The organism is Granulicatella sp. WM01, assembly GCF_004570605.1.
Classification (GTDB): domain Bacteria; phylum Bacillota; class Bacilli; order Lactobacillales; family Aerococcaceae; genus WM01.
In genome coordinates this window covers 1-5,012 of sequence record NZ_SPPB01000091.1, presented here as the reverse complement: position 1 = coordinate 5,012, position 5,012 = coordinate 1, and the positions used below count along the sequence as shown (strand labels likewise).

The window sequence follows — 5,012 nt, the reverse complement described above, 5'->3', positions numbered from 1 at the left end:
AAGGGAAAATCATTTAATTTAGTACCTATTCAAATGATAACAACTATACAAAATGCGTTAAATAATAGACCTAGACGTATACTAGACTATGATACACCTCATACTATGTTTAATCGTTTGTGTGCAACGACATAAACTATAACAGAATAGGTGTAACCGTAAAGGCTCGCTACGCTAATACCTTGACCGTTACACCTATTCCATTACAAAACAACTATGTCGCACACAGACATAGACTGTGACTTTAGTATTTTTCATGTACTGTTGCACTTCATTTTACAACACGGGTTTTTTTTATAAAATAAAGACTAATGACTATACTTTTTTTTAAAGATATGGTAATATAACATTAGTATTTTTTGTTAGACATTTGCAGTAATTGTCAGTTAAAGTTTTGTTTACAACAGTTCGCACCGACTACAAAAGATATAAATTAAGTAGTGCTAGGCACGAACAGGAGGAACAAAGATGGAAAAAGGAACAGTTAAATGGTTCAATGGTGAAAAAGGTTTTGGGTTTATCACACGTGAAAACGGCGAAGACTTATTCGTACACTTCACAGCTATTCAAACAGAAGGCTACCGTACTTTAGAAGAAGGTCAAGAAGTAGAATTTGAAATCGGCGAAGGTGCACGTGGCCCACAAGCTATCAATGTTGTAAAACTATAATAAAAAATCACTCAAAAACAGTATGTTTTTGAGTGATTTTTTTTATCCCTAATCTCTTGCAAACACAAAGTGTTTTTCTGTAGAAGCACTCTCTTGTAAAGAATAATTATCAAAAGTTAACTGACGTATCTCATCTGCTGTTTTAATGTTCCGATATGCCAATTCATATACAAAACGCCCTCTTGCTTTTTTAGAAATGGTCGAATGTATTTTTCCATTTTCCATAAATGTAACTTTCAAAAATTTTTCTCTTACATCTTTAGAAAACACTTGCTCAAATTCACTTGATAATAATGAAATAATCACATCATGATTTTTAGCGAATGCATCATACTCCTCTTGCCAATACTGTTTTAATGATTGCGCATTTATAATTAAACGATTTTGAAAATCTAGTCTATGCTCTGCAATTCCGTCATAGGATCCAATAATTCCATATAATGCAGTAGAAATTGCCACATGATTTTCTACATACTCTTGCATTCTACTATCCCACTCCTCTTTCTTCATTGAACGATACATTAACCCATTAAATACGTGAATAGCAGGATAGCATGTTGCACTATTTTCCTTAATATTTTGTAATCTAAAATACTCTTGACGGGCATGGTCTTCTTTTATATGATACAAATTCATCAACTCTTCAACCTTTAATTTAGCCAACTCATTCATAATACTGATCATTTTTTGACTCTTTACACATGCTACTGCCTCTTTCCCTAAACTAAGCATTTCTTTAGCACTTGGAACTAAAATTTTCATACGCTCTCCTTGTCTAAGATTGTTTTCTTTATTATAATATAAACAATTAACTGCTTTCTCATTGTTAAAGCAATTCTTTATTTAAGCATACTTTATTATAAACGATTTTTTAGGAGAATGAAATGGCAAACACATTATTACCTGCTCAGCAGTACAGTCACATTTTGTTAAGAAAACATGTTAAAGAGGGCGACATTGTTATTGATGCCACCATAGGAAATGGTCACGATACAGTTCTTTTAGCTGAATTAGTTGGAACAAAAGGAAAAGTCATTGGTGTTGATATTCAAGCACAAGCCATTGAACACACAACACAACGACTTATTGCGCATCAGCTCTATGACAGATGTGAACTTGTTCAAATTGGTCATCAACACCTTGATACACTGATATCCAATCAAATTATTAGTACTGCTATCTTTAATTTAGGCTATTTACCTGGAAGCAATAAGCATATTATCACACAATCACATCACACTATTTGTGCTATGCAACATATTTTAAAACAATTAAAACAAAATGGACTCCTTATTCTTGTTGTTTATTATGGTCATGTAGGTGGCAAAGAAGAACAGGATGATATTTTAAAGTTTGTCAAACATTTGCCACAAAAAGATTATACTGTTTTAAATTATGCTTTCTTAAATCAAGTGAACAGTCCTCCTCATGCTATCGCTATTGAAAAATTACGTTCTTAATTAGTTTTCAAAAATGGAATTTGAAAAGAGACTTCACCTCATACAAAATGTGAGAAACCAACGTTTATAAACGCTGATTTCTCACATTTTTAAAAATATCACTTCAAATATTCATCAACTCATGCTACACATTACTATAAAGATAAGCTACGTAACACAATCTTTAGAGTCGTTAAATTATGTAAAATAGATAGTGTGGTTGGATGCAATTTATTGCATATCCCAAGCCCAATAAGCGAACTGTTAATGACAATCGTTTCTTTAACATTTTTTCTGATTAACTCTTGTAAATGACAAGATAATTTATCTAACTCGATTAAAGCATCTATTTGATTGTGCAATAATACAACATCGCTCATTTGCTTAGAAATATCTGCACTGTCATTCATTACTACACCTATGTCTGCTAATGAAATAGCTGCTGAATCATTCAGCCCATCGCCTACCATTAAGACACACTTTCCTTTTTCTTGCAATGATTTAATCACCATATACTTATCTTCAGGTGTCAATTCTGTATATACACCGTCAAAAGATAACTCTTGAATGACTTGTTCTGTTCTAACTTTCGTATCTCCGGTCAATAAGTAAACAGATTTTCCCATATCTCTTAATTGAACAATAACCTCTTTTATTCCCTCTCTTAAAGGTGTCCCAATACAAAATATTGCAATAAGTTGCTGTTTATAACCTAAATACAATAAATTATACTCTCTTTTATATTGTTCAATAATCTCTTGCTGCTCTACAGTCATGTTGATGTCTTCATCTTTCATTAACAAATAATTACCGATTACAACAGGATAACCATCAATAGACGATTTAATGCCTTTACTTGCAATATAATTTAACTGACCATGCATTTCTTCATGCACAATTCCTGCCTCATCAGCTTTATTGACAATAGCATTTGCAATTGGATGATGAATATGCTCTTCCAAACACGCACTAATACGAATGACTTCGTCTTGGGTATAGTGATTAAATGGAATAACTTTTTCTACTATTGGATGACTGGTCGTAATTGTTCCTGTTTTATCCAATAAAATGGTATCTATTTTTGCATACGTATCAAAAATATCTGAACGTTTCACAACAATATGCTTATCTAAAGCACGTTTAACTGTCGCTAAATAAGCAATAGGTGTTGAAATTTTTAATGCACAAGAGAAATCAACAACTAGAAATGAAATAGCCTTAGTAAAGGAGCGTGTCAGAGCATACATAAATGCTGCACCTAAAAAATTATATTTAACCACTCTATCTGCCAATTGAATAAATTGGCTTGGTGTAGTTATTTTTTGCTTTTCAGCCTCTTTTATAAATTGAATAAGCTGATGAATTCTAGCGTTTCTTTGATTATTTAACACACGAATATGCAATTCTCCATTTTCTAAAACCGTATTAGAAAAGACAGGATCTCCTGCTATTTTATCAATGGGAAAATTTTCTCCGGTTAATGAACTTTCATTTACACTGCCCTCTCCATGAGCAACAATGCCATCAAATAAAATATCATTTCCTTCTGATATAACAATAATATCGTCTACTTGAACTTGAGAACTTTTTATACATACTCTTGTCTGATCTTTAATAACCCAAACATCATCATCTTTAGCGTTTAAATGTTGCTCTAAATCATCAATAGATTGTTTCATGCTCCAAGCATCTAAAGTTTCTCCTAAGCCTAACATAAGCATCATACTGCTTGCTGTACGAGATTGATTCATCAATAAGGAAATCAAAATAGCTGTTGAATCAAGGACATCCATATTTAATTGCTTTTGTTTTAGAGCACGTTTAGCTAAAATAATATATTTCCATGCTTGGTATAATGTTTTTAAGTAACGTACAGAAAATGGCATCACACTATTAAATATCACATGTTTCAATACTTGATTAGATATGATGGAATACGGTGTATCTATTTTGCGAATAGGTAAGGTCAATAACTCATGAATGGTTTCTTTTTTCACCAGTCCAAAGAAGGCTTCTGCACCTTCTTGTACAGAAACCCCGTCATGAACAACCAATGAAAAATGTTTTTCATCCATATAGAAACGGATGCTTTTAACCATAGGACAATTTAATAAAAGTGAGCGTAAATACTCTTGAACATCTAAAGTTACACAAAAAGGTGCTTTGACACGCACATGACAATACCCATAATGTACAATCTCAAATTTCACACTACTTCTCCTTTATATCCAATAATTGCGTATCTTTCTTCTCTTGTTCATACATATATTTTGCATCTTGTAACACATCATCTGCATGTTGTTTCACACAAGATACTGTAGCATCTAAACCATCTTTCATTTTATATGATGTCGCTAAAACTTTAGCATATACTTTTTTAGCATCTCGACTAGCTAATAATTTTAATCCAGCACTTCCAAAAGCTACACCACCTAAAAATACGCTTGATTTTTTTAATACTTTTGTAACTATCATAAGTTCTTTTAACACAAAAACTCATCTCCCTTCTTTATTATTGTATAATTTTAACGTCTTTTGTATAATTTTGCAAATAATCTCACCTTATTTTTCATACATATATTCCTTTGTATATAACGATATAATACGCTTACAAAATACATAGATAACTACACGCATTCACGTGTGTAATACATTAAATTTTTCAGGCTCTTCGTCAAATTATGTTGGTAAGTAAAAATTCCAGCAAATATTAAGTTGTTTTTTCTTAATAGGGCTAATTGTTTCTTTTCGAATCGGTATGCAGTTGTCAAGGTTTATAGCGTGAGCGTGCCTTGACAATAAGCATACTGATTTGATAGACTTTTCAGCCCATATTAAGATGGTTTAAATAATTTTTCTTGCACTAAAAATACTCGAGTTCGTAAATATGTAAAATATTTAAAC

The 5,012-nt window shown here is 31.9% G+C and carries 5 protein-coding genes; 2 read left to right on the top strand and 3 right to left on the bottom strand.

The window, feature by feature from the left end; translation table 11 throughout:
- Positions 1-468: 468 nt before the first annotated feature.
- The gene (locus E4T68_RS08410; protein ID WP_135125953.1) at positions 469-669 is read left to right on the top strand and encodes a cold-shock protein; all 201 of its coding nucleotides are present in this window, start codon (positions 469-471) and stop codon (positions 667-669) included.
- A gap of 48 nt (positions 670-717) precedes the next feature.
- Here E4T68_RS08410 and yaaA read toward each other — a convergent pair whose 3' ends face one another.
- Positions 718-1,431, bottom strand: a complete 714-nt coding sequence (gene yaaA, locus E4T68_RS08405) for a peroxide stress protein YaaA (RefSeq protein ID WP_135125951.1) — start codon at positions 1,429-1,431, stop codon at positions 718-720.
- 122 nt (positions 1,432-1,553) lie between these two features.
- Here yaaA and E4T68_RS08400 point away from each other — a divergent pair, with 122 nt between their 5' ends.
- Positions 1,554-2,129, top strand: coding sequence for a class I SAM-dependent methyltransferase (locus E4T68_RS08400; RefSeq protein ID WP_135125949.1), 576 nt, complete (start codon positions 1,554-1,556; stop codon positions 2,127-2,129).
- A 134-nt stretch (positions 2,130-2,263) separates the two neighbouring features.
- On the opposite strand, the gene E4T68_RS08395 is transcribed toward E4T68_RS08400, so the two are convergent.
- Positions 2,264-4,318 (bottom strand): heavy metal translocating P-type ATPase, encoded by a 2,055-nt coding sequence (locus E4T68_RS08395; RefSeq protein ID WP_135125947.1) that lies wholly within the window; start codon positions 4,316-4,318, stop codon positions 2,264-2,266.
- Position 4,319: 1 nt separating this feature from the next.
- Positions 4,320-4,598: a DUF6110 family protein gene (locus E4T68_RS08390; protein ID WP_135125945.1), complete on the bottom strand. Its 279-nt coding sequence runs from the start codon at positions 4,596-4,598 to the stop codon at positions 4,320-4,322.
- Positions 4,599-5,012 lie beyond the last annotated feature (414 nt).

Coding starts and splice junctions, on each gene's coding strand:
- E4T68_RS08410 (WP_135125953.1), top strand. CDS start 469: ATGGAAAAAGGAACAGTTAAATGGTTCAATGGTGAAAAAGGTTTTGGG.
- yaaA (WP_135125951.1), bottom strand. CDS start 1,431: ATGAAAATTTTAGTTCCAAGTGCTAAAGAAATGCTTAGTTTAGGGAAA.
- E4T68_RS08400 (WP_135125949.1), top strand. CDS start 1,554: ATGGCAAACACATTATTACCTGCTCAGCAGTACAGTCACATTTTGTTA.